The 22,500-nt window shown below is 68.8% G+C and carries 25 protein-coding genes and 1 pseudogene; 20 read left to right on the forward strand and 6 right to left on the reverse strand.

What is annotated here, in order from left to right; genetic code table 11:
* The first annotated feature begins 62 nt into the window (after positions 1 to 62).
* The 3 genes from AB0E78_RS40815 (at position 63) to AB0E78_RS40825 (ending at position 2,528) form a co-directional block, all read left to right on the forward strand.
* Positions 63 to 668, forward strand: coding sequence for a TIGR03086 family metal-binding protein (locus tag AB0E78_RS40815; protein ID WP_361844448.1), 606 nt, complete (start codon positions 63 to 65; stop codon positions 666 to 668).
* Positions 669 to 840: 172 nt separating this feature from the next.
* On the forward strand, positions 841 to 1,932 hold the full coding sequence (locus tag AB0E78_RS40820; protein ID WP_361844510.1) for an LLM class flavin-dependent oxidoreductase: 1,092 nt from the start codon (positions 841 to 843) through the stop codon (positions 1,930 to 1,932).
* A 14-nt stretch (positions 1,933 to 1,946) separates the two neighbouring features.
* The gene (locus tag AB0E78_RS40825; protein ID WP_361844513.1) at positions 1,947 to 2,528 is read left to right on the forward strand and encodes an FMN reductase; all 582 of its coding nucleotides are present in this window, start codon (positions 1,947 to 1,949) and stop codon (positions 2,526 to 2,528) included.
* Positions 2,529 to 2,557: 29 nt separating this feature from the next.
* Here the strand turns inward: AB0E78_RS40825 and AB0E78_RS40830 are convergent, their stop codons facing one another.
* A complete protein-coding gene (locus AB0E78_RS40830; RefSeq protein ID WP_361844516.1) occupies positions 2,558 to 2,998 on the reverse strand; it encodes a hypothetical protein in 441 nt (146 codons plus the stop codon).
* A gap of 320 nt (positions 2,999 to 3,318) precedes the next feature.
* Here AB0E78_RS40830 and hemL point away from each other — a divergent pair, with 320 nt between their 5' ends.
* From hemL to AB0E78_RS40870, 8 genes are all read left to right on the forward strand, one after another.
* Complete coding sequence (gene hemL / locus AB0E78_RS40835) at positions 3,319 to 4,656, forward strand: glutamate-1-semialdehyde 2,1-aminomutase (protein ID WP_361844451.1); 1,338 nt, start codon at positions 3,319 to 3,321, stop codon at positions 4,654 to 4,656.
* Positions 4,653 to 5,336, forward strand: coding sequence for a histidine phosphatase family protein (locus AB0E78_RS40840; RefSeq protein ID WP_361844454.1), 684 nt, complete (start codon positions 4,653 to 4,655; stop codon positions 5,334 to 5,336). Before hemL ends, AB0E78_RS40840 begins: the two co-directional genes overlap by 4 nt.
* 205 nt (positions 5,337 to 5,541) lie before the next feature.
* Entirely contained in the window at positions 5,542 to 6,768 is a 1,227-nt protein-coding gene (locus AB0E78_RS40845; protein WP_361844456.1) for a hypothetical protein, read from the forward strand.
* Between the two features lie 66 nt (positions 6,769 to 6,834).
* Positions 6,835 to 7,464 (forward strand): TlpA disulfide reductase family protein, encoded by a 630-nt coding sequence (locus AB0E78_RS40850; RefSeq protein ID WP_361844459.1) that lies wholly within the window; start codon positions 6,835 to 6,837, stop codon positions 7,462 to 7,464.
* 10 nt (positions 7,465 to 7,474) lie between these two features.
* Positions 7,475 to 8,239 carry a cytochrome c biogenesis protein CcdA gene (locus AB0E78_RS40855; RefSeq protein ID WP_361844518.1) on the forward strand — a complete coding sequence of 255 codons (765 nt, stop codon included), beginning with the start codon at positions 7,475 to 7,477 and terminating at the stop codon, positions 8,237 to 8,239.
* A gap of 3 nt (positions 8,240 to 8,242) precedes the next feature.
* Positions 8,243 to 10,057 (forward strand): cytochrome c biogenesis protein ResB, encoded by a 1,815-nt coding sequence (locus tag AB0E78_RS40860; protein ID WP_361844462.1) that lies wholly within the window; start codon positions 8,243 to 8,245, stop codon positions 10,055 to 10,057.
* Entirely contained in the window at positions 10,054 to 11,166 is a 1,113-nt protein-coding gene (gene ccsB, locus AB0E78_RS40865) for a c-type cytochrome biogenesis protein CcsB (RefSeq protein WP_361844464.1), read from the forward strand. The genes AB0E78_RS40860 and ccsB overlap by 4 nt, the downstream gene beginning before the upstream one ends.
* Positions 11,167 to 11,230: 64 nt before the next feature.
* Complete coding sequence (locus AB0E78_RS40870; RefSeq protein ID WP_361844467.1) at positions 11,231 to 11,734, forward strand: SRPBCC domain-containing protein; 504 nt, start codon at positions 11,231 to 11,233, stop codon at positions 11,732 to 11,734.
* 29 nt (positions 11,735 to 11,763) lie between these two features.
* Here the strand turns inward: AB0E78_RS40870 and AB0E78_RS40875 are convergent, their stop codons facing one another.
* Positions 11,764 to 12,753, reverse strand: coding sequence for a zinc-binding dehydrogenase (locus AB0E78_RS40875; RefSeq protein WP_361844521.1), 990 nt, complete (start codon positions 12,751 to 12,753; stop codon positions 11,764 to 11,766).
* A gap of 144 nt (positions 12,754 to 12,897) precedes the next feature.
* Between AB0E78_RS40875 and AB0E78_RS40880 the strand changes: the two genes are divergently transcribed.
* Entirely contained in the window at positions 12,898 to 13,272 is a 375-nt protein-coding gene (locus AB0E78_RS40880; RefSeq protein ID WP_361844470.1) for a helix-turn-helix transcriptional regulator, read from the forward strand.
* Here AB0E78_RS40880 and AB0E78_RS40885 read toward each other — a convergent pair.
* On the reverse strand, positions 13,269 to 13,736 hold the full coding sequence (locus tag AB0E78_RS40885) for a nucleoside deaminase (RefSeq protein WP_361844473.1): 468 nt from the start codon (positions 13,734 to 13,736) through the stop codon (positions 13,269 to 13,271). The genes AB0E78_RS40880 and AB0E78_RS40885 overlap by 4 nt on opposite strands.
* Before the next feature lie 223 nt (positions 13,737 to 13,959).
* Positions 13,960 to 14,292, reverse strand: a complete 333-nt coding sequence (locus tag AB0E78_RS40890) for a PLD nuclease N-terminal domain-containing protein (protein WP_361844475.1) — start codon at positions 14,290 to 14,292, stop codon at positions 13,960 to 13,962.
* 89 nt (positions 14,293 to 14,381) lie between these two features.
* On the opposite strand from AB0E78_RS40890, the gene AB0E78_RS40895 reads away from it, so the two are divergent.
* From AB0E78_RS40895 to AB0E78_RS40905, 3 genes are read left to right on the forward strand one after another with little or no spacing between them, the layout of a single operon-like run.
* Complete coding sequence (locus AB0E78_RS40895; protein WP_361844478.1) at positions 14,382 to 15,839, forward strand: menaquinone biosynthesis decarboxylase; 1,458 nt, start codon at positions 14,382 to 14,384, stop codon at positions 15,837 to 15,839.
* A gap of 2 nt (positions 15,840 to 15,841) precedes the next feature.
* Positions 15,842 to 16,765, forward strand: coding sequence for a menaquinone biosynthesis prenyltransferase MqnP (mqnP, locus tag AB0E78_RS40900; protein ID WP_361844480.1), 924 nt, complete (start codon positions 15,842 to 15,844; stop codon positions 16,763 to 16,765).
* A 9-nt stretch (positions 16,766 to 16,774) separates the two neighbouring features.
* On the forward strand, positions 16,775 to 17,455 hold the full coding sequence (locus AB0E78_RS40905; protein ID WP_361844483.1) for a UbiX family flavin prenyltransferase: 681 nt from the start codon (positions 16,775 to 16,777) through the stop codon (positions 17,453 to 17,455).
* Here AB0E78_RS40905 and AB0E78_RS40910 read toward each other — a convergent pair.
* Positions 17,452 to 17,580, reverse strand: coding sequence for a hypothetical protein (locus tag AB0E78_RS40910; RefSeq protein ID WP_361844523.1), 129 nt, complete (start codon positions 17,578 to 17,580; stop codon positions 17,452 to 17,454). The genes AB0E78_RS40905 and AB0E78_RS40910 overlap by 4 nt on opposite strands.
* A 180-nt stretch (positions 17,581 to 17,760) precedes the next feature.
* On the opposite strand from AB0E78_RS40910, the gene AB0E78_RS40915 reads away from it, so the two are divergent.
* From AB0E78_RS40915 to AB0E78_RS40935, 5 genes are all read left to right on the forward strand, one after another.
* Entirely contained in the window at positions 17,761 to 18,222 is a 462-nt protein-coding gene (locus AB0E78_RS40915; protein ID WP_361844486.1) for an Lrp/AsnC family transcriptional regulator, read from the forward strand.
* Positions 18,223 to 18,284: 62 nt separating this feature from the next.
* Complete coding sequence (gene mqnE, locus AB0E78_RS40920) at positions 18,285 to 19,448, forward strand: aminofutalosine synthase MqnE (protein ID WP_361844489.1); 1,164 nt, start codon at positions 18,285 to 18,287, stop codon at positions 19,446 to 19,448.
* 124 nt (positions 19,449 to 19,572) lie between these two features.
* Complete coding sequence (locus tag AB0E78_RS40925; RefSeq protein ID WP_361844492.1) at positions 19,573 to 20,097, forward strand: GNAT family N-acetyltransferase; 525 nt, start codon at positions 19,573 to 19,575, stop codon at positions 20,095 to 20,097.
* 106 nt (positions 20,098 to 20,203) lie between these two features.
* On the forward strand, positions 20,204 to 20,494 hold the full coding sequence (locus AB0E78_RS40930) for a DUF4229 domain-containing protein (RefSeq protein ID WP_361844495.1): 291 nt from the start codon (positions 20,204 to 20,206) through the stop codon (positions 20,492 to 20,494).
* Between the two features lie 436 nt (positions 20,495 to 20,930).
* Positions 20,931 to 22,295 carry a dicarboxylate/amino acid:cation symporter gene (locus tag AB0E78_RS40935; RefSeq protein WP_361844497.1) on the forward strand — a complete coding sequence of 455 codons (1,365 nt, stop codon included), beginning with the start codon at positions 20,931 to 20,933 and terminating at the stop codon, positions 22,293 to 22,295.
* A 109-nt stretch (positions 22,296 to 22,404) separates the two neighbouring features.
* Here AB0E78_RS40935 and AB0E78_RS40940 read toward each other — a convergent pair.
* Positions 22,405 to 22,500, reverse strand: a pseudogene (locus AB0E78_RS40940) (ABC transporter permease); the annotation flags it as partial.

Consider the following 22,500-nt stretch of genomic DNA (forward strand, 5'->3'; position numbering starts at 1 on the left):
GGTCCCGAACCCGTGTCGCGTTTCTTCAAGCCAGGGAGTGGCCGCCGCCCTACGGTCGGACCATGAGTGAGAACAGCACCGCCCCCAGTGAGAACAGCATCGCCGACCTTCTGAAGGCGGCCACCACCCAAGCCGTTCCCGTGGTCCGCGCCATCACCGATGACCGCCTCGCCGCCCCCACGCCCTGCGCCGAGTACGACGTGAAGGCCCTGGTCAACCACCTCCTCCAGGTGATCGTCCAGTTCCAGGCGCTGGCCGCGAAGCAGAACTCCGACTTCGGTGATTCCCCGGACTACGTCGCCGAGACCCCCGACTGGCGCGGCCGTTTCGCCGACGAGGCGGGGAAGCTGGTCGCGGCCTGGGCCGCCCCCGGCGCCGAAGAGGGCACCACCGGCGCGATGGACATGCCCGCGAGGACCGTCGGCTGCATGGTGCTGCTCGACCTGACGGTGCACGCCTGGGACCTGGCCCGCGCCACGGGTCAGGACTACGAGCCCGCCCCGGAGAGCAGCGGCGTCGTCGCCGCGCTGCGGGAATCCGTCGCGAACCTGGGTCCGACGGCCCGGAAGATGGGCGTCTTCGGGGAGCCGCTCCCCGTGCCCGAGGGAGCCTCCGAGCTGGAGCGGCTCCTGGCCGAGACCGGCCGGGACCCCCGCTGGACCCCGTAACGCGCCGAACCCCTCTCCGCGGCCCAGGTCCAGCCCCAGGTCCACATCGAGCGCCGCGGCGGGCGGCGCTCCCGGGAATACCCCGCACCCCACCACAGTTCCGTAGGTATAGTTGAACCGTCAACAACCTGCGGAGAGTGAGTCAGCCATGCAGTCGCAGTCCGGATCCGGCATGCAGTTCGGGATCTTCAGCGTCGGCGACGTGACGCCGGATCCCACGACGGGCCGCACCCCCACCGAGCACGAGCGCATCAAGGCCATGGTCGCCATCGCGCTGAAGGCCGAGGAGGTCGGGCTCGACGTCTTCGCGACCGGCGAGCACCACAACCCGCCGTTCGTCCCCTCCTCGCCCACCACGATGCTCGGCTACATCGCCGCCCGCACCGAGAACCTGATCCTCTCCACCTCCACCACCCTCATCACCACGAACGACCCGGTGAAGATCGCCGAGGACTTCGCGATGCTCCAGCACCTGGCCGGCGGCCGGACCGACGTGATGATGGGCCGCGGCAACACCGGCCCGGTGTACCCGTGGTTCGGCAAGGACATCCGCGAGGGCATCAACCTCGCCGTCGAGAACTACGCGCTCCTGCACCGCCTGTGGCGCGAGGACGTCGTGACGTGGGAGGGCAAGTTCCGTACGCCCCTGCAGTCGTTCACCTCGACGCCCCGCCCGCTGGACGGCGTCGCGCCCTTCGTCTGGCACGGCTCCATCCGCTCCCCGGAGATCGCCGAGCAGGCCGCGTACTACGGCGACGGCTTCTTCCACAACAACATCTTCTGGCCGCAGGAGCACACCAAGAAGATGGTCGACCTCTACCGCCGCCGGTTCGCGCACTACGGGCACGGCACGCCCGAGCAGGCGATCGTCGGGCTCGGCGGGCAGGTCTTCATGCGGAAGAACTCCCAGGACGCGGTGAACGAGTTCAGGCCGTACTTCGACAACGCGCCGGTGTACGGGCACGGGCCCTCCCTGGAGGAGTTCACCTCCCAGACGCCGCTGACCGTCGGGTCGCCGCAGCAGGTGATCGAGCGGACGCTGTCCTTCCGCGACTCCGTCGGCGACTACCAGCGCCAGCTCTTCCTGATGGACCACGCCGGTCTGCCCCTCAAGACGGTCCTGGAGCAGCTGGACATCCTCGGCGAGGAGGTCGTCCCGGTCCTGCGCGAGGAGTTCGCCAAGAACCGCCCGGCGAACGTCCCGGACGCCCCGACGCACGCCGCCCGCGTGGCGGCCCATCAGAGTGATGAGGTCACCGCATGAAGCGCATGAAGCGCATGAAGCTCGTCGTCGTCTCCGCGGGACTGAGTGTTCCCTCCTCCACCCGCCTCCTCGCCGACCGCCTCGCCGCGGCCACCGGACGCCACGCCGACGTCGAGATCCAGGTCGTCGAACTCCGCGACCTGGCCGTGGAGATCGCTCACAACTACGTCACCGGGTTCCCCGGCCCGGAGTTGAGCGCGGCGGCGGAAGCGGTGAAGGGCGCGGACGGGCTCATCGCCGTCACGCCGGTCTTCTCCGCCTCGTACAGCGGCCTGTTCAAGTCGTTCTTCGACGTCCTGACGGTCCTGGACAAGGACGCGATCGCCGGTACGCCGGTCCTGATCGCGGCGACCGGCGGCACCCCGCGCCATTCGCTGGTCCTGGAACACGCGCTGCGCCCGCTGTTCGCGTACCTGCGGGCGGTGGTCCTGCCGACGGCCGTGTACGCGGCGTCCGAGCACTGGGGCGCGGACGGCCTGGACGAGCGTGTGGAGAGGGCCGCGGCCGAACTGGCCGGAATCATGCGGCCGGCGCCGGTGCGTGCGGAGGAGCTGATCCCCTTCGAGAAGCAACTGGCGGCGCTCAGGCCCGAGTAGGCCCGGACGCGGGGCTCACGGCCCCACGCTCACGGCCACACCAGGCAGTACGCCTGGTGTCCCGCGTCGTGCAGGCGGTGGCTGAAGTCCTGCCATTCGTGCAGCAGTTGGTAGACGTTGAAGGCGTCGCGCGGGCCGCCGCGGTCGGGGACCGTGGACCAGATGAACGCGGCGGCGCCCACCGACTCCTCGCCGATGCCGCGCAGCGGGTCGACGACCGTCATGGGGAGTTTCACCACGGCGTAGTCGGGGTGCATGACGACCAGTTCGAGCGGGGGCACCTTGGACAGGGGTATGCCCTCGATGCCGGTCAGGACCATCGCGGCCACCGTCTCCGGCTTGATCTTCGTGAACATGCCGTTCATGCCGAGCTCGTCGCCCCCGAGCTCCTCGGGACGCATCGAGATGGGTACGCGGGCGGCGGTCGCGCCGTCCGGGGCCCCGAAGTATTTGTAGGTCACCCCGCCCACCCGGCCACTCCTGCTTCCCGCCCGGTCCTGCTCCGTCTCGCCCCGCGCCAAGGCCTCAGCCTCGGCCGCTTCCGCCTCGCGCCGGTGCTTGCCGATCCGCCGGGCACGCCGCGGACCCAGGCCGTCGGTCCCCTCGCCCAGTCCGCCACCGCGATGCATATCTCCACCCGACTGCTTTTCCAGGGCGCCCGCCCCTGCTTTTCTAGGCCTCGCGGCCCCGCCGCGCAACCCGATCATCGTGTCAGTGACCTCCCCCACGGTCACCGGCTAAAACGTGGAGTGAAACACCTGTCCGCAGGATGTCCGAAGCCTCTGACACCATGGTTCATGTGAGCTTCCCGTATAGCGCCCCAGTTTCGCAGACTCTCTTCGACCGTGCGGCGGCCGTGACGCCCGGCGGTGTGAACTCTCCCGTGCGCGCTTTCCGCGCTGTGGGCGGTACGCCCCGCTTCATGGTGTCCGGTACCGGTCCGTACCTGACGGATGCCGACGGCCGTGAGTACGTCGACCTCGTCTGCTCGTGGGGGCCGATGATCCTCGGCCACTCCCACCCCGACGTGATCGCCGCAGTCCAGGAGGCCGTCTCGCGCGGCACGTCCTTCGGCACGCCCGGCGAGGGCGAGGTCGCGCTCGCCGAGGAGATCGTCGCGCGCATCGCGCCCGTCGAGCAGGTGCGTCTGGTCTCCAGTGGCACCGAGGCAACGATGTCCGCGATCCGGCTGGCCCGCGGCTTCACCGGCCGCGCCAAGATCATCAAGTTCGCCGGGTGTTACCACGGCCATGTGGACGCGCTGCTCGCCGCGGCCGGCTCCGGCCTCGCCACGTTCGGCCTGCCGGACACCCCGGGCGTCACCGGCGCCCAGGCCGGCGACACGATCGTCGTCCCGTACAACGACCTCGATGCCGTGCGTGCCGCGTTCGCCGCGAACGCCGGTGAGATCGCCTGTGTCATCACGGAGGCGTCGCCGGGCAACATGGGCGTCGTCCCGCCGGGCGAGGGCTTCAACCAGGGGCTCGCGGACCTGTGCAGGGAGAACGGCGCGCTGTACATCTCGGACGAGGTGATGACCGGCTTCCGTACGTCGAAGGCGGGCTGGTTCGGCGTCGACGGGGTGCGTCCCGATCTGATGACCTTCGGCAAGGTCATGGGCGGCGGCTTCCCGGCCGCCGCTTTCGGTGGCCGGGCCGACGTCATGGAGCACCTCGCCCCGGTCGGCCCCGTCTACCAGGCGGGCACCCTGTCGGGGAACCCGATCGCGACGGCCGCGGGCCTCGCCCAGCTGCGGCTCCTGGACGACGACGCGTACGACAAGGTCGATGTCGTCTCCGGGCAGTTGCGCGCTCTCGTCACGGACGCGCTCTCCAAGGAGGGCGTCGCGCACCGGCTGCAGAACGCGTCGAACATGTTCTCCGTCTTCTTCACCGACGGTGAGGTGCGCAATTACGACGACGCGAAGAAGCAGGAGTCGTTCCGCTTCACCGCGTTCTTCCACTCGATGCTGTCGCAGGGCGTGTATCTCCCGCCGTCGGCCTTCGAGTCCTGGTTCGTGTCCACCGCCCATGACGACCGGGCGATCGAGCGGATCGCCGCGGCCCTGCCGTCGGCGGCGCGCGCGGCCGCCGAAGCCACTGAGACCACCACGGAGGCCACCGCATGAGCGCGGGCAGCGAGCTCACAGTCGTCCATGTGATGCGCCACGGGGAGGTGGAGAACCCGGACGGGATCCTTTACGGGCGCCTTCCCGACTACCACCTCTCCGAGCTGGGGCGGCAGATGGCCGACCGGGTCGCCGAGCACCTCGCCCCGCGTGACATCACGCACGTCGTGGCGTCGCCGCTCGACCGCGCGCAGGAGACGGCGACGCCGATCGCCAAGGAGCACGGCCTTGAGCTGGCGACGGACGGGCGGCTCATCGAGGCGGGCAACGTCTTCGAGGGCAAGACCTTCGGTGTCGGCGACGGCGCCCTGAAGAACCCGGAGAACTGGAAGCACCTGGTCAACCCCTTCAAGCCGTCCTGGGGCGAGCCGTACGTCGAGCAGGTCGTGCGGATGATGGGCGCCCTGGACGCGGCGAAGGACGCGGCCCGCGGACATGAAGCGGTGTGCGTCAGCCATCAGCTGCCGATCTGGATCGTGCGGAGCTTCGTGGAGAAGCGGCGCCTGTGGCACGACCCGCGCAAGCGGCAGTGCACGCTGGCCTCGCTGACGACGTTCACGTACCGCGGCGACAAGATCGTGTCCGTCGGGTACACGGAGCCCGCGCGGGATCTCGTCCCCGCGCATCTCCTCGCGGGCGCCAAGCCGGTGAAGGGGAAGGCCAAGGCGTTCGGCGCATAGCGTCGCAGCGCCTGGGCCTTCGGGGGCATACCTTCGATTCGTTGTCGACGTCGAGTAATTGGCTGGCGACTGTATGTCCCTTCTCGGCAAAAAGCGCTAAATATGTGCTTGTTGCAGGAACCTCATTGTTCGTCGCGCCCTCTAACGGGGCGTCCATCGTGCATGGACGCATGCAGGGCTGCAGGGCGCGACGAATGGGGATGGAATGCGCGACATCAGTCGCAGGGGAATGCTCGGCCTCGGAGTCGGGACCGCAGCCGCTTTGGGACTTGCCGGCTGCGGCACGAGCGACGGCAATTCGACCGGCTCATCGGGGCGCGAGGACGGTGGCCGGGGCGGCGACAAGCACCCGGCCAAGCCGATCGGCGACGGCTCCACCTCGTACACGGGGAAGCAGCCGAACCAGCCGGGCAAGCCCGTCCCCCTGCAGCCGGGTGAGACGCCGCCGCAGTTCGTGATCTTCTCCTGGGACGGGGCCGGCGAGGTCGGCAACGGTCTCTTCCCGCGTTTCCTCAAGCTGGCCGAGGAACACGACGCACGGATGACGTTCTTCCTCTCGGGTCTTTATCTGCTGCCCGAATCGAAGAAGCGGATGTACAAGCCGCCGAACAACGCGGTCGGCGCCTCCGACATCGGCTATCTCACCGACGGTCACATCAAGGAGACGCTGAAGTACGTACGCCAGGCATGGCTCGAGGGCCATGAGATCGGCACGCACTTCAACGGACACTTCTGCACGGGCAACGGCACGGTCGCCAACTGGACGCCCGCGCAATGGCAGAGCGAAATCGACCAGGCCACCTCCTTCGTGAAGGAATGGCGCACGAATACCGGCTGGACCGACCTGCCGTCGCTGCCTTTCGACTACGACAAGGAACTCGTCGGCGGGCGTACCCCCTGCCTCCTCGGCCAGGACAATCTGCTGCCGACGGCGAAGAAGCTCGGCTGGCGTTACGACGCCTCGTCGCCCGGCGGCCGCCAGCGCTGGCCCCAGAAGAAGATGGGCATCTGGGACCTGCCGCTGCAGGCGATGCCCTTCCCCGGGCACTCCTTCGAGGTCCTGTCCATGGACTACAACATCCTGGCCAACCAGTCGAACAACTCCACGAAGGCCCCGCCGGCCAACTACCCGGGCTGGCGCAAGCAGGCCACCGAGTCCTACATCGCCGGATTCAAGCGCGCCTACGAGTCCAACCGCGCCCCGTTCTTCATCGGCAACCACTTCGAGGAGTGGAACGGCGGCATCTACATGGACGCCGTCGAGGCGGCCCTGAAGCACATCGCGGGCAAGAAGGACGTACGCCTGGTCTCCTTCCGGCAGTTCGTCGACTGGCTCGACGTCCAGGACCCGAAGGTCCTCGCCGACCTGCAGGGCCTCGAAGTCGGCCAGGCGCCGACCGGTGGCTGGAAGGGACTCGGGAAGGCCGTCTGAAATGGGACTTTCCGCAACCCCGGGGGGTGCGGAAGATCCCCGAAACAGACATGCGAAACTTTTCACATGAGTGCCGCCTGCCGCGCCCCCCACAGCACGAACCGCAGCCGTAGCCGCAGCCGCGCCGCCCTCCTGGGCGCTGGGGCCGCGGTCGCCGCGCTGACCCTGTCGGCGTGCAGCTCCGGCGGCACGTCCGGCGGTTCCGGGAACACCAACTTCGTCACCGGCTCCGACGGCATCGCCACCGCGGGCAAGGGTGACCGCCAGGACGGGCCGAAGCTCGAGGGGGAGACCCTCACGGGCAAGCACCTCGACGTCGACGACTACAAGGGCAAGATCGTCGTCCTGAACGTCTGGGGCTCCTGGTGCTCGCCCTGCCGGGCCGAGGCGCCGAACTTCGCGAAGGTCTCGAAGGACCTCAAGGGCAAGGACGTGCAGTTCGTCGGGATCAACACCCGGGACCCGCAGAAGGACCCTGCGCTGGCGTTCGAGAAGGAGTGGAAGATCTCCTATCCGAGCCTGCACGATCCGATGGGCAAGCTGATGCTGCGCTTCCCCAAGGGCACGATGAACCCGAAGTTCATCCCCTCCACGATCATCCTCGACCGCGAGGGAAAGATCGCCGCCCGCTCGCAGCAGGCGCTCAACGAAGAGAAGCTGCGCAAGATGATCGACCCGCTGATCGCGGAGAAGTGATTTCCCCGTGATGTCCACTCTCGCCGCCGTCGGCGAAGCGAACCAGACCGTCATGAACGGAGCGCTTCTCGTCGCGCTGCCCGTCGCGGTCCTCGGCGGTCTCGTCTCCTTCTTCTCCCCGTGCGTACTCCCGCTGGTGCCGGGCTATCTGTCGTACGTCACCGGCGTCGGCGGCACCGACCTGGCCGAGGCCAAGCGCGGGCGGATGGCCGCGGGGGCCGGGCTCTTCGTGCTCGGCTTCACCGCCGTCTTCGTCTCCACCGGCGCGCTCTTCGGGTTCGTCGGGCAGAACCTGCAGGAATACCAGGACGTCATCACCAAGGTGCTCGGCGTGCTGATGATCGTCCTCGGCATCTTCTTCATGGGGCTCATGCCCTGGCTGTCGCAGCGGGAGTTCCGCTTCCACAAGAAGCCCGCCGCCGGACTCGCGGGCGCCCCGGTGCTCGGCGCGCTGTTCGCCGTGGGCTGGGCGCCCTGCGTGGGGCCCACGCTGACGTCCGTCAACTCCCTGGCCCTCGACCAGGGGAGCGCGGGGCGCGGGGCCATACTGAGCGTCGCGTACTGCCTGGGGCTCGGGCTGCCGTTCATCCTCGCGGCCATCGCCTTCCGCAAGGCGCTCGGCGCGTTCAGCTGGGTCAAGAAGCACTACGTCTGGGTGATGCGCATCGGCGGCATCATGATGATCGCGACCGGACTGCTGCTCGTCACCGGCGTCTGGGACACCATCGTGCAGCAGATGCAGGTCTGGTCCAATGGCTACACGGTGGGGATCTGATCCATGAGCAAGACCGAAGCCCCTGAAGAACAGAGCGACCTGGGTGCCGCGGGCTCCCAGCTGTCCACCGCCCCCGTCGACCGGGCGATGCCCGGCTCCTTCGGCGGCAAGCGTGCCCCGGGCGCCGCGGGCTGGCTCGTCTGGACCGGCAAGGAAGTCGTCGGCTGGACGCGGTGGATGTGGCGGCAGCTGACCTCGATGCGGGTCGCGCTGCTCCTGCTGCTCCTGCTCTCGCTCGGCGCGATCCCGGGCTCGCTGATCCCGCAGACCAGCATCGACGAGCTGAAGGTCCAGGACTTCAAGACCGCGCACACCACGCTCGCGCCGATCTACGAGAAGTTCCAGCTGTTCGACGTCTACAGCTCCGTGTGGTTCTCGGCGATCTACATCCTGCTCTTCATCTCCCTCATCGGCTGCATCGTGCCCCGCACCTGGCAGTTCGTCGGCCAGCTCCGCGGCCGGCCGCCGGGCGCGCCCAGGCGGCTCGACCGGCTGCCCGCGTACACCACGTGGCGCACCGAGGCCGAGCCCGAGCAGGTCCATGACGCCGCGCTCGGCCTGCTCAAGGGCCGCCGCTTCCGCGCGGACCTCACGGTGGGCAAGGGCGGCGCGGGGGCGTCCGTCGCCGCGGAGAAGGGCTACCTGCGTGAGGCGGGCAACCTCTTCTTCCACATCTCGCTGATCGTGCTCCTGATCGCCTTCGCCGTCGGCGCCCTGTTCAAGTCCGAGGGCGGCAAGCTCATCGTCCAGGGCGACGGGTTCGCCAACACCCTCACCCAGTACGACAACTTCAAGTCCGGCAGCCTCTTCAACACCGACGACCTGGCGCCGTTCAGCTTCAAGCTGGACAGCTTCGAGTCGACGTTCGAGCGGAAGGGCCCCGAGAAGGGGACCGCCCGCACCTACCGGGCGAACGTCACCTACACCGAGGGCGTCGACGGTCCGGAGAAGAAGAAGTCGATCGAGGTCAACAAGCCGCTCGAGGTCGACGGCTCGAAGGTCTACCTGATCGGCCAGGGCTACGCGCCGACCGTCACCGTCCGGGACGGCAAGGGCAAGGTCGTCTCCAGGATGTCCGTGCCGCTGCTGCCCATCGACTCGAACGGCACGGCCACCGGCGCCATCAAGGTGCTCGACGGCTACCGCGACCAGAATGGCAAGAAGGAGCAGCTCGGCTTCAACGCCTTCTTCGTGCCGACGTTCGCGGGCGAGGGCCAGGGCCAGATGTTCTCCCAGTTCCCCGCACTGGACTACCCCGTGCTCGCGCTGTCCGCGTACCACGGAAGCCTCGGCGTGGACTCCGGTCTGCCGCAGAACGTCTATCAGCTGGACACCAGCAAGATGGACAAGTTCAAGGACTCCAAGGGCGAGCTCCTCAAGCAGCGGATGCGGCCCGGCGAGACGATGAAGCTGCCCGGCGGTGCCGGCTCGATCACCTTCGAGAAGGACATCAAGCGGTGGGCGACCTTCCAGGTCTCCCAGCAGCCCGGCTCCATGTGGGCGCTCGTCGGGGCGGTCTCCGCCATCGTCGGCCTCGCCGGATCGCTGTTCATCCAGCGCCGCCGCGTGTGGGTGCGGGCCGTCCGGGGCGCCGACGGCGTCACCGTCGTCGAGATGGCCGGGCTCGGCCGCAGCGAGTCCGCGAAGCTGCCCGAAGAGCTGGGCGACCTCGCCGCGCACCTCTACGAGAAGGCGCCGAGCGCGCCCGAAACAGACCCCGCCGATCAAGCCGATCATGCCGATCACGCAGCTCACGCAAGTGCCGCGCATGGCGACTCCACCCCCCAAGATGTTCCTGCCGAAGGGGCTGAGAAGTGAATCTCGCCACCACCCTCGCCGCCGAACCGAACGAGAACCTCGCGCACATCAGCAATGTGCTGGTCTACTCCGCGATGGCCGTCTATCTCCTTGCCTTCTTCGCGCACATGGCGGAGTGGATCCTCGGCAGCCGCAGCAAGGTCGGCCGCACGGCCGCCGCGCTGACCCCCCGGACCGAGGCCTCCGCCAAGGCGCCCGCCGTCACCGTCAAGGCCAGGAACGGCACCGGCACCGCCGTACTCGACCGCCCCGCGTCGGCCCCCAAGGTCGTCACCCGCTCCGTCACCGGCACGCGCGACGTGCCGGACGGCCCCGGCGCCTCGGGCGGTGACGAGAAGGGGGACCTCTACGGCCGTATCGCCGTGTCCCTCACCGTGCTCGCGTTCCTCGTCGAGGCCGGTGGTGTGCTCACCCGCGCGCTGTCGGTGCAGCGGGCGCCGTGGGGCAACATGTACGAATTCAACCTGACGTTCTCCACCATGGCCGTCGGGGTGTACCTCGTGCTCATGGCGCTGAAGAAGAACGTCAGCTGGCTCGGCCTTCCGCTGGTCACCACGGTCCTCCTCGATCTCGGTCTCGCCGTCACTGTCTTGTACACCGCCAGCGACCAGTTGGTTCCCGCCCTTCACTCGTACTGGCTGTGGATCCACGTCTCCACCGCGATCTTCTGCGGCGCGACGTTCTACCTGGCCGGCGTCGCGACGATCCTCTACCTCTTCCGCGACTCCTACGAGAACAAGCTGGCCGCGGGCGGCAAGCCAGGCCGCTTCGCCTCCTCCGTCCTGGAGCGTCTCCCCGCCGCGGCCACCCTCGACAAGTTCTCGTACCGCGTGAACGCCGCCGTCTTCCCGCTGTGGACGTTCACGATCATCGCGGGCGCGATCTGGGCGGGTGACGCGTGGGGCCGCTACTGGGGCTGGGACCCCAAGGAGGTCTGGTCCTTCATCACCTGGGTCGCCTACGCCTGCTACCTCCACGCCCGCGCCACGGCAGGCTGGAAGGGCCGCAAGGCCGCCTACCTCGCCCTGATCGCCTTCGGCTGCTGGCTGTTCAACTACTACGGCGTGAACATCTTCGTCACCGGCAAACACTCGTACGCCGGAGTCTGACCCGCAGCGCCCGTAAGCACCCGCCGGGAGTGCGAGGTGGCCCGTGTCGGGTGAGGGTTGGGGCATGACCGCGACGATCGGGCAGGGTGCGAGCCGGACGGACGGCTCCACGCAGCATCTCCGTTACGCACTTCACCTTCCCCACCCTGTGGAAAAGGTCTGGGCGGCGGTGGCCACCCCGGAGGGGCTTCCGGGGTGGCTGGCCGCCGCTGACGTGTTCGAGCCGAGGCTCGGCGGAGCCGTCACGCTGCGGTGGCTCAACGGTGACGAGTCGGCCTCCCACTCCGGGCACATCACGGCGTGGGACCCGGAGCGGGTCGCCGAGTACACGATCGACCTGCACGGACGGTGCCGTTTCCACCTGGAGGCGGCCGACGGGAAGACCGGCACGACCCTCCGCTTCACCAACGAGTTCGACGGCGACGACGCGCTGCGGCTCGACTGCCTCGCCGGCTGGCACAACCACTTCGAGTTCCTCGTCGACGCGCTCGACGGGCGGCCCAAGGACTGGTCGACCTGGAGCCTGGAACCGTGGCGGGAACTGCGCGAGACGTACCGGAAGCAGTGACCGGCCGGCCGTGCGGGAGTGAGCTGTAGTCAGGCTGCGGTGACCCTCAGGAGCAGTTTTCCCGTGCTCGTGCGGGCGCCCATCAGGCGGTGTGCCTCGGCGGCATCGGCCAGGGGGAACTCCGCCGTCACCGGCAGCGTCACCGTGCCGTCGGCCACCTTCGCGAAGGCCCGTGCGGCGATCTCGCGCAGGGCCTGCGGCGCCGACGCGGCGAGGGACAGGATCGAGAAGCCGAAGACGCCGAGGCCCGCCGGGTACAGCTCGGGCTGGCCCACCCGCCACGGCTCGGCCGAGCTGGCGTTGCCGAAGGAGACGAGCCGCCCGAAGACGGCGAGCGCGTCGAGGCCCCCGCGCAAGGCGTCGCCGCCGACCGGGTCGAGGGCGAGGTCGACGCCGCGTCCGCCGGTGGCGGCACGGACCTCGGCGGCGAAGCCGTCGCCGGAGTCCCCGACGAACACCTCGTCGTAGCCGTGCTCCAGGGCGTACTTCGCCTTGGACCCGCTCGACACGACGCCGTACACCGCGCCCGCGCCCGCCGCCTTCGCCAACTGGCCCACCACCGTGCCGATTCCGCCCGCCGCGCCCTGCACGAGGACGCTCTCGCCCGCGCTCAGCCTGCCCACCTCGTGGAGCAGGGCGTGCGCGGTGGGCAGGACCGTGGGCAGGGTGGCCGCCGTCCGCAGGTCCACGCCGTCCGGCAGGGGGAACACCGTCGCCGCCGCGGCGACCACGACCTCCGCGTACGCGCCGCCCTCGGTGAGCGCGACGACCTCCTGCCCGGCCGTGAACCCCTCGACGCCCGCGCCGACCTCCCGGACGCGCCCGGAGACCTCGAGGCCGGGTACGTAGGGGAGCGAGGGCACGCGGTAGCCCTCGGAGCGGGCCTTCAGGTCGGCGAAGTTCACGCCGGTGTACGCGACGTCGATGCTGATCTGGCCCGCCGCGGGTGCGGGGACGGGAGCCTCCGTCACCGTGAGGACCTCGGGGCCGCCGTACTCCTGGAACTGGATCGCGCGCATGGTGGGCATGGCTGTGCACCCTTCGAGTGGTCAAGCAGGAGCCCGATGAGTGTTCAACGGGAAGCGAACACTCAGGAGTGTATGGTTTTCATCGAACACTCGGCAAGGGGTCGAGTCGAAGGCCGAGGTGAAGGGAGTCCGGTCGTGGCGAACACGCACCACCGCGCGGCGCCGGTGCACGTCCATCCCGACGAGGTGTCCGTGCTCGCCGCGCTCACCGCGCTCGGCGACCCCGTACGCCTCGAACTGGTACGGGAGTTGGCCTCGTCCCCCGACTGGACCCGCAGCTGCGGCAGCTTCGACGTGCCCGTCGGCAAGGCCGCGCTGAGCCATCACTTCGGGGTGCTGCGGGGAGCGGGGCTCGTCGAGCAGCGGGACGAGGGGCCCAAGCGGGTCAACCGGCTGCGCCGGGAGGAGTTCGAGGCGCGCTTCCCCGGGCTGCTCGCCCTGGTCCTGCGGCCGGACCACTCGGACCACACGGACCGGCCGGACCGCTCGGCGGCCGGGCAGGCCGGCTAGTCGAGGCCGATGTCCTCGTGCCACAGCTCCGGCCGCGCCGCGACGAAGTCCCGCATCATCGCCGCGCACGCCGGATCGTCGAGGATCACGATCTCCACGCCGTGCTCCGCCAGCCAGTCGTGTCCGCCCTGGAACGTCCGCGCCTCACCGACGACCACCCGCGAGATCCCGAACTGCCGCACCAGGCCGCTGCAGTACCAGCACGGGGAGAGCGTCGTGACCATCGTCGTCCCGCGGTACGTGCGCCGCCGCCCCGCGGCCCGGAACGCCGACGTCTCCGCGTGCAGGGACGGATCACCCTCCTGGACGCGGCGGTTGCGCCCGCGCCCCCACAGGGCCCCGTCCGTTCCGTACAGCGCGGCGCCGACCGGGACACCGCCCTCCGCGAGGCTCAGCCTGGCCTCGTCGACGGCGGTCGCGAGCCATGCGCGGGCCTGTGCCTGATCCACCGGTGTCTGATCCATCCGAGCACCTTTCGTCAGGGGTCATCGTCCCCGCCGATGACCCCATCGGCAGGACGCCCCGCTGGGTGGCCTCGATCGTGCCGCGTAGGGGAGCAGGCGCTCACCGGCCTCCGTCAGGCGGATGCCGCTGCCGAGCCGGTCGAAGAGCTCGGTGCCGGGCGAGGACTCCAGATCGGGTCTCCCCTGGTCGAGCGAAGCCGAGAGCTTGGGGAGGGATCTGGCATCAGCTCTCCGTGCCCCTGTCCCGCTTCTTGTCGTCGGGGTCCTTGCCGGGGTCCTCGTCCCTGAGGGACTTCAGGAACTCCGGGTTGTCGTCCGGCGCGACCCACTGCCCGCCGCGCTCGCCGCGAGGGCCGCCTCCGGCGGGAGCGTGACGCACCTTGCCCGTGACGAACCAGGCGATCGGACCGAGCAGAACCTCGCCGAAGAGCAGCACGATGATGACCCAGACCACCTTCGGCAGATGCCTGATCTCCTTCTCCGGAGTGTTCAGGACATCGATGAAGGCGTAGATCCACACGGCCAGGACCAGCAGGAACGGCAGATACCTGAGCATGGTGGCGCGATTCCCCAAAGGACGAAGGAAGGGCGGCGTGCGGGCCCCGGTGACCCGGCCAGGGTAGCCCGTGACCGATACTGGAACGCATGGCTTATGACGATCTTCGCTCCCTGCTCCGTGCACTGGAGCGCGAGGGCGATCTCAAGCGCATCAAGGCCGAGGTCGATCCGCATCTGGAGGTCGGCGAGATCACCGACCGGGTGCAGAAGTCCGGCGGCCCCGCGCTCCTCTTCGAGAACGTCAAGGGCTCGGCGATGCCCCTCGCGATGAACGTGTACGGGACGGACCGCCGCCTCCTGAAGGCGCTCGGCCTGAAGTCGTACAGCGAGATCAGCGAGAAGATCGGCGGCCTCCTCAAGCCGGAGCTGCCGCACGGCTTCGTCGGCGTGCGCGAGGCCTTCGGGAAGCTCGGCGCGATGACGCATGTACCGCCGAAGAAGGTGAAGTCCGACAACGCGCCCGTGCAGGAGGTCGTCCTCACCGGCGACGACGTCGACCTGGAGAAGCTGCCCGCGCTCTTCACCTGGCCCGAGGACGGCGGCTCCTTCTTCAACCTGGGCCTGACCCACACCAAGGACCCGGACACCGGCGTCCGCAACCTCGGCCTGTACCGCCTCCAGCGCCACGACAAGCGCACCATCGGCATGCACTGGCAGATCCACAAGGACAGCCGCAACCACTACCAGGTGGCCGCCCGCAGGGGCGAGAAGCTGCCGGTCGCGATCGCCTTCGGCTGTCCGCCCGCCGTGACGTACGCGTCGACCGCGCCGCTGCCCGGCGACATGGACGAGTACATGCTGGCCGGGTTCATCCAGGGCAAGCGCGTCGAGATGGTCGACTGCAAGACGGTCCCGCTCCAGGTGCCGGCGCACGCCGAGGTCGTCATCGAGGGCTGGCTGGAGCCGGGCGAGATGCTCCCGGAGGGCCCCTTCGGCGACCACACCGGTTTCTACACGCCGCAGGAGCCGTTCCCCGCCCTGAAGATCGACTGCGTGACGATGCGGAAGCGTCCGCTGCTCCAGTCGATCGTCGTGGGCCGCCCGCCGACGGAGGACGGCCCCCTCGGCCGCGCCACCGAGCGCTTCTTCCTGCCCCTGCTCAAGGTGATCGTCCCGGACATCGTGGACTACCACCTGCCGGAGTCCGGCGGCTTCCACAACTGCGCGATCGTCTCGATCGACAAGAAGTACCCGAAGCACGCGCAGAAGGTCATGCACGCCATCTGGGGCGCCCACATGATGTCGCTGACCAAACTGATCGTGGTCGTGGACAAGGACTGCGACGTCCACGATCTGCACGAAGTGTCCTGGCGCGCGCTCGGCAACACCGACTACGCGCGCGACCTGACGGTGGCCGAAGGTCCCGTCGACCACCTCGACCATGCCTCCTACCAGCAGTTCTGGGGCGGCAAGGCGGGCATCGACGCGACGAAGAAGCTGCCCGAAGAGGGATACACCCGGGACGGGGGCTGGCCGAACATGGTCGAGTCCGACCCGGAGACGGCGTCGAAGGTCGACCGCCGCTGGAAGGAGTACGGGCTCTAAAGATGAGTGCTGATTCAGCGACTCCGGAACTCTTCGGGCCCGAGCCCGCCCCGCCCGGCAAGGTCAAGGCGTTCCTGCGCCTCGTCATGATCGAGCACTCGGTGTTCGCCCTGCCCTTCGCCTACATCGCCGCGCTGACCGCGATGTTCCAGCTGGACGAGAACATCCACTGGGGGCGGCTGCTCCTGGTCACCGTCTGCATGGTCGGCCTGCGCACGTTCGCCATGGCCGCGAACCGCATCATCGACCGCGAGATCGACGCCCGTAACCCGAGGACCGCCCACCGCGAGCTCGTCACGGGCGCCGTCTCGGTGAAGTCCGCCTGGACCGGCGCGCTGATCGCGCTCGTCGTGTTCCTCGGCTCGGCCGCCCTGCTCAACCCGCTCTGCCTGGCGCTGGCGCCCATCGCGGTGATCCCGATGGTCGTCTATCCCTACGGCAAGCGGTTCACGAACTTCCCGCAGGCGATCCTCGGCATCGCCCAGGCCATGGGCCCGGTCGGCGCCTGGATCGCCGTCACCGGCGAGTGGTCGGGGCAGGCCGTCATCCTCGGGCTCGCGGTCGGCGTCTGGATCGGCGGCTTCGACCTGATCTACGCCTGCCAGGACGTGGAGACGGACCGCGAGGTCGGCGTGCTCTCGGTGCCCGCCCGCTTCGGCATCCCCGCCTCCATCCGGGGGGCGCGCGGCTGCCATCTGGTGACCACGCTGCTGCTCGTCTGGTACGCGGCGTCCACCGACGCGGGCGTCTTCTTCTGGCTTGGCCTCGCGGTCGTCGCCGGCGCGTTCGTCTACGAGCACTCCATCGTGAAGCCGCATGACCTCACGCGCCTCAACCGGGCCTTCTTCCAGGTCAACGGCTTCATCGGCATCGCGCTGTTCGTCTGCGCCCTCCTCGACCTGCTGGTGCGCGGACTGACCGTCTAGGCTCACAGCGTGAAGCCAGGAGATACGCAGCGTAAGCCTTGGATCGTGGGGGTGTCGGGGGCCTCGGGTACTCCGTACGCCGCCGCCGTGCTGCGGGCGCTGCTCGCGGCGGGGGAGAGCGTCGACCTGGTGGTCTCGCGGGCCTCACGCCTGACGATCCTCGACGAGACGGGCATCTCCTTCCGGGACGCGCACTGGCAGGAGGACCTGCGGGAGTGGCTCGGGCGGGGTGCCGACGGCAAGCCGGCGACCTTCGACGTGCCGGTGGATGACGTGCGGTACTGGGCGGCCGGGGATCTGGCCGCCGGTCCCTCGTCGGGGTCGTACGCGACCAAGGGGATGCTGATCGTGCCCGCGTCCACGGCGTGCGTGGCCGGGGTGGCGCTGGGGCTCTCGAAGGATCTGCTGCAGCGGTCGGCGAGCGTGACGCTCAAGGAAGGCCGGAAGCTGGTCGTCTGCGTACGCGAGACACCGCTCAACGGACAGACGCTGAAGCACTTGGTGACGCTGGACGAGGCGGGCGCGATCGTGCTGCCCGCCTCTCCGGCGTTCTACGCGGGGGCGACGCACATCCAGGATCTGGTGGACTTCGTCGCCGGGCGGACGCTCGACGCGGCGGAAGTGCCGCATCGGCTGTACCGCCGCTGGCAGGGAGAGCTCGGTGGAGGCTCTGCCCCTCCGGGGGGTTAGCGCTTCTTGGCGGCGCGCTTCGTGCGGCGCTCGGCCTCGTGCGCGGTGGGCTTGTGGGCACGCGAGCGGTTGGCCAGGTCCTGCAGCTCGCGCATCCGGGCGTAGGCCATCTCGATCGAGTACACGGGGTGTCTCACTCCTGAGGTGTCGTGGGCAGTGCAGCGTGGTCAGACATGCAGTGCGGTTTGAAGAATCGACGCCAAGTGGCGCAGATTCCGAAAGATTCACAGGGCCTTGACCCTGTTGCACCTTAGATTCTACACATAGACTCGCGGTATCGCTGAATAATGAAAGGCATCGCACCTATGGACGCCGTGGACAGGCAGCTCATCCAGGCCCTGCGCGAGAACGGCAGGGCCTCGTACGCCGAACTCGGCCGGCTCGTCGGCCTCTCGGGACCGAGCGTCACGGACCGGATCAACCGCCTCGAAGCGGCGGGTGTCATCACCGGCTACCGCGCGACCGTTGACTCCGCCTCGCTCGGCCTGGGCGTGATCGCCCTGATCGGCATCTCCCTCTCGGACGCCGCCGACCACGAGGACGTGGCGCGCCGCCTGAAGGACCTGCACGAGATCGAGGACTGCTGGTTCATCGCGGGCGACGACTCGTACATGCTCAAGATCCGGGCCACCGACGTGGACGGCCTGGAGAAGACGATCCGCAGGCTGAGCGGCACGAAGGGCGTCTCCAGGACGCGTACGACGATCGTGCTCTCCACGAAGTGGGAGAACCGCGTCGGGGAGCTGCCCGAGGAGTCGCAGGGGTAGAGGCGTACCGTTGGCGAGGCTCGATTGACGCAGGCATATAGACATGGAGAGGCGGCCGGGGTATGGACGCTGGGCTCAAGCGCGAGCTGGAGCAGAAGGTCCGGGACGGTGAGCGGCTGTCCCGCGAGGACGGCATCGCCCTCTACGACTCGGACGACCTGGCCTGGCTCGGCGGTCTCGCCCACGAGGTGCGCACGCGCAAGAACGGCGACGTCGTGCACTTCAACGTCAACCGCCACCTCAACATGACGAACGTGTGCACCGCCTCGTGCGCCTACTGCTCGTTCCAGCGCAAGCCGGGCGAGAAGGACGCGTACACGATGCGCATCGAGGAGGCCGTCCGCCTCGCCAAGGCGATGGAGGGCGAGAACCTCACCGAGCTGCACATCGTCAACGGCCTGCACCCCAACCTGCCGTGGCGCTACTACCCGCGTTCGCTGAGCGAGCTCAAGAAGGCGCTCCCGGACGTGTCCCTGAAGGCGTTCACGGCCACGGAGATCCACCACTTCGAGACGATCTCGGGGATGTCGGCCTCCGACATCCTCGACGAGCTGATCGAGGCCGGTCTTGAGTCGCTGACCGGCGGCGGCGCGGAGATCTTCGACTGGGAGGTCCGCCAGCACATCGTCGACCACCGCACCCACTGGGAGGACTGGTCGCGCATCCACCGCCTCGCGCACGAGAAGGGTCTCAAGACCCCGTGCACGATGCTGTACGGCCACATCGAGGAGCCCCGGCACCGGGTCGACCACGTGCTGCGGCTGCGTGAACTGCAGGACGAGACCGGTGGGTTCCAGGTCTTCATCCCGCTGCGCTACCAGCACGACTTCGTGGACATGAAGGACGGCAAGGTCCGCAACAAGCTCCAGGCGCGCACCACCATGGCGTCCGGCGCCGAGGCCCTGAAGACCTTCGCGGTCTCGCGTCTCCTCTTCGACAACGTCCCGCACGTCAAGGTCTTCTGGGTCATGCACGGCCTGCAGACCACGCAGCTCGCGCTGCAGCACGGCGCGGACGACATGGACGGCTCGGTCGTCGAGTACAAGATCACGCACGACGCGGACAACTTCGGCACGCCGAACAAGCTGACCCGTGAGGACCTGCTCGACCTCATCCGCGAGGCCGGCTTCCGTCCCATCGAGCGCAACACGCGCTACGAGTCGATCCGTGAGTACGAGGGGCCGGACCTCTCGCTCCGGGAGACTCCGCAGGCGATGCGCGTCTGACCCGCCCGCTGTGCACCACGCGCGAGCCCCGGCCCGATGGGTCGGGGCTCGCTGCGTCACGGCGTGCTGTCCGGGATGCGGAACGCGGTTGAGGCCCGGCGAATGTAATGGTTAGTCTTCGAATATGACACTTACCTTCCGCCTGGACCCCGAGATCGATCCCGCTCTGCGCGACGGCGTGCTCGCGCTCTGGGCGGATGTGTCCAACGCCGGCGGAGCCGTCGGTTTCGTGCCGCCCGTGACGGTCGACGACATCCGGCCCGAGTGGGTCAAGCGCCTGACCCAGCTCAGCGAGGGGCACACCCGGCTCCTCGTCGGGTACGACGAGGACGGCACCGTCGCAGCGACCGCCTTCCTCGCCTACAACACCCACCGGCTGATGAAGCACTGGATATGGCTGTACGTGGTGATGGTGCACCCCAGGCACCAGGGCAAGGGATACGGGCGCGACCTGATGGCAGCCGCGGCGGACGCGGCCCGCGGACTCGACGGCATCGAGGCGATCCGGCTGACCTGCCGGGGCGGCACGGGAGTCGACCGGTTCTACGCGTCCTGCGGTTACAAGGAGGTCGGGCGCGTGCCCGGCGCGATCCGCGTGGCCCCCGGCGACGACCGCGACGACATCACGATGCTGCTCCCGCTCGGCTGACGGTTCGCCGGAGGGCTCACCCCCTTGCTGAGCGCGCCCCCTCCCATGCTTCACTGGAGGGGCTCGTCCTACTCGGGCCCATTTCGGAACGGAAGAGTGGATTGACATGCTCCGCTACACGCTGATGCGCCTCGGGGTCTTCGTGGGCTGCTTTTTCGCGGTCTGGGGACTTGTCTACGCCGGGATCCTGCCGAAGGGACTCGGGGACTCCAACCTCCTCTGGGTCCTGCTGCTCGCGCTCGTCATCTCCGCGCCCATCAGCTTCGTGGTGCTGCGGGGGGAGCGGGACCGGGCGTCGATCCAGGTCGTCGAGCGCGTGGAGCGCACCAAGGCCAACCTGGAGGCGAACCGCACCCAGGAGGACCTCGCGGACGACGCGGCCCGCGCGAAGTCGTAGCCTTCGTCCGCGAAGGCGTCGTCTTCGTCACACACGTATCTCGGCCCCGGCACCGGAGCACCTGCTCCAGTGCCGGGGTTTCGTGCGTTTCATGGGCTCCCGCGGCGTCTCTGCCTCGGATTGGCCTCGTCTACCTCAAACAAGACCTTTGATGTTCCCAAAGTTCAAGTGTTAACGTGTTCGACATGAAGACAGCAGCCGCGCACCGCATCGCCATGAGCGTCCCGCTCGTGGCGCGCCTGCATGTCGATCTCTGCCGCTGCATGTCCGCGGCCTGTCGTCGCCGTCTCTGAGTTCCCCCGAGTTCTCCGCGCACAGCGCGAACGACAAGCACCAAGTGACATCCGCACTGCGGCGGCACCGTCAAGGCCGTTCCGTCTGACCCCCTCGCGGTCGCCGCTCCCTCACGTCCCCCGCCATTACCCGGAGTGTGTCCGTGTCCGCGAACTCCCCCGTATCCCCGGCCCCCACGGCCGAGCAGCCGAAGTCCGGCTCCCGGATACCCGCGTTCCTCAAGCTGCCCTTCTGGGCCCAGATCCTCGGCGGTCTGGTCCTCGGTGTCCTGCTCGGCTGGCTGGCCCGCAGCCAGGACGTGTCCTGGCTCGTCACCACCCTGGACAAGGTCGGAAGCACCTTCATCGGCCTGCTGAAGCTGGCGGTCGCCCCGCTCGTCTTCTTCGCCATCCTGGTGTCGATCACCAACCTGCGTAAGGTCAACAACGCCGCGCGGCTCGCCACGCAGACGCTGATCTGGTTCATGATCACGTCGCTGATCGCGGTCGTCATCGGCCTCGCCATCGGGCTCATCACGAACCCGGGCGCCGGCACCGGCCTGACCCCGAAGGACGGCTCCAAGCCGGAGACCTCGGGATCCTGGCTCGACTTCCTCACCGGGATCATCCCGACGGACGTCGTCACGCCGTTCACCGAGCTCAACGTCCTCCAGATCGTCTTCATGGCCGCCGTCGCCGGTATCGCCGTACTGAAGATCGGCGAGAAGGCGCAGCCCATCCTGGAGCTCAGCGAGTCCGTTCTCGCCCTCCTCCAGAAGGCCCTGTGGTGGGTCATCAAGCTCTCGCCGATCGGCACCATCGGCCTCATCGGCTTCGCCATCGCCGACTACGGCTGGGACCTGATCAGCAAGTACGCGACGTTCACCGCCGACATCTACGTCGGCTGCGCCCTGGTGATGTTCGGCGTCTACCCGCTGCTGCTCTCCACGGTCGCCAAGGTCAACCCGCTCCAGTTCTTCAAGGCCGCCTGGCCCGCGATCCAGCTGGCCTTCGTCTCGCGCTCCTCGGTCGGCACGATGCCGGTCACCCAGAAGGTCACCGAGCGCCTCGGCGTGCCGAAGGAGTACACGTCCTTCGCGGTGCCGTTCGGCTCGACCACGAAGATGGACGGCTGCGCCGCGATCTACCCGGCGATCGCCGCGATCTTCGTCGCGCAGATCTTCGACGTGCAGATGGGCATCAAGGAGTACGTCCTCATCGCCTTCGTGTCGGTCGTCGGCTCGGCCGCCACGGCCGGTCTGACCGGCGCCACGGTCATGCTGACGCTGACCCTCTCCACGCTGGGCCTCCCGATGGAGGGCGTGGGCCTGCTGCTCGCCATCGACCCGATCCTGGACATGATGCGCACCGCCACGAACGTGGCCGGCCAGGTCGCGACGCCGTTGATCGTGGCCGCGCGGGAGAACATCCTCGACCGCGACAAGTACGCGAAGGCCACGTCGTCCCCGCTCGACGGATACGACGACGAGCCCGCCGACGAGCGGCAGCCGGTGCCCGTCGCCGCCTGACGTCCCCCCGCTCGTGACGAGCGTGCCCCGCACCTGGATTCGTTCCGGGTGCGGGGCACGTTTGTTTCCTGGCCGGGTGGTGGCGACCGGGGTCGGGGGGGGGCTGGGGCTACTTCGGGTCGCGGTTGAAGACTGTCTTTGACCAGTGGTAGCCGAGGGTGGAGAGTCCGAGGCACCAGGCGAGGGTGATCCAGCCGTTGTGGCC

Origin of the sequence: Streptomyces sp. NPDC032198 (assembly GCF_040636975.1) — a bacterium.
Taxonomy (GTDB): Bacteria; Actinomycetota; Actinomycetes; order Streptomycetales; family Streptomycetaceae; genus Streptomyces.

Excerpts from the sequence above, each read along its gene's own strand:
- AB0E78_RS40895 (WP_361844478.1), top strand. The coding sequence starts at position 14,382 with ATGGCTTATGACGATCTTCGCTCCCTGCTCCGTGCACTGGAGCGCGAG.
- AB0E78_RS40930 (WP_361844495.1), top strand. The coding sequence starts at position 20,204 with ATGCTCCGCTACACGCTGATGCGCCTCGGGGTCTTCGTGGGCTGCTTT.
- AB0E78_RS40890 (WP_361844475.1), bottom strand. The coding sequence starts at position 14,292 with ATGCTCAGGTATCTGCCGTTCCTGCTGGTCCTGGCCGTGTGGATCTAC.
- AB0E78_RS40885 (WP_361844473.1), bottom strand. The coding sequence starts at position 13,736 with ATGGATCAGACACCGGTGGATCAGGCACAGGCCCGCGCATGGCTCGCG.
- mqnE (WP_361844489.1), top strand. The coding sequence starts at position 18,285 with ATGGACGCTGGGCTCAAGCGCGAGCTGGAGCAGAAGGTCCGGGACGGT.
- AB0E78_RS40915 (WP_361844486.1), top strand. The coding sequence starts at position 17,761 with ATGGACGCCGTGGACAGGCAGCTCATCCAGGCCCTGCGCGAGAACGGC.
- AB0E78_RS40925 (WP_361844492.1), top strand. The coding sequence starts at position 19,573 with ATGACACTTACCTTCCGCCTGGACCCCGAGATCGATCCCGCTCTGCGC.
- mqnP (WP_361844480.1), top strand. The coding sequence starts at position 15,842 with ATGAGTGCTGATTCAGCGACTCCGGAACTCTTCGGGCCCGAGCCCGCC.
- AB0E78_RS40870 (WP_361844467.1), top strand. The coding sequence starts at position 11,231 with ATGACCGCGACGATCGGGCAGGGTGCGAGCCGGACGGACGGCTCCACG.
- AB0E78_RS40860 (WP_361844462.1), top strand. The coding sequence starts at position 8,243 with ATGAGCAAGACCGAAGCCCCTGAAGAACAGAGCGACCTGGGTGCCGCG.
- AB0E78_RS40840 (WP_361844454.1), top strand. The coding sequence starts at position 4,653 with ATGAGCGCGGGCAGCGAGCTCACAGTCGTCCATGTGATGCGCCACGGG.
- AB0E78_RS40815 (WP_361844448.1), top strand. The coding sequence starts at position 63 with ATGAGTGAGAACAGCACCGCCCCCAGTGAGAACAGCATCGCCGACCTT.
- AB0E78_RS40875 (WP_361844521.1), bottom strand. The coding sequence starts at position 12,753 with ATGCGCGCGATCCAGTTCCAGGAGTACGGCGGCCCCGAGGTCCTCACG.
- AB0E78_RS40825 (WP_361844513.1), top strand. The coding sequence starts at position 1,947 with ATGAAGCTCGTCGTCGTCTCCGCGGGACTGAGTGTTCCCTCCTCCACC.
- AB0E78_RS40855 (WP_361844518.1), top strand. The coding sequence starts at position 7,475 with ATGTCCACTCTCGCCGCCGTCGGCGAAGCGAACCAGACCGTCATGAAC.
- hemL (WP_361844451.1), top strand. The coding sequence starts at position 3,319 with ATGGTTCATGTGAGCTTCCCGTATAGCGCCCCAGTTTCGCAGACTCTC.
- AB0E78_RS40820 (WP_361844510.1), top strand. The coding sequence starts at position 841 with ATGCAGTTCGGGATCTTCAGCGTCGGCGACGTGACGCCGGATCCCACG.
- AB0E78_RS40850 (WP_361844459.1), top strand. The coding sequence starts at position 6,835 with ATGAGTGCCGCCTGCCGCGCCCCCCACAGCACGAACCGCAGCCGTAGC.
- AB0E78_RS40845 (WP_361844456.1), top strand. The coding sequence starts at position 5,542 with ATGCGCGACATCAGTCGCAGGGGAATGCTCGGCCTCGGAGTCGGGACC.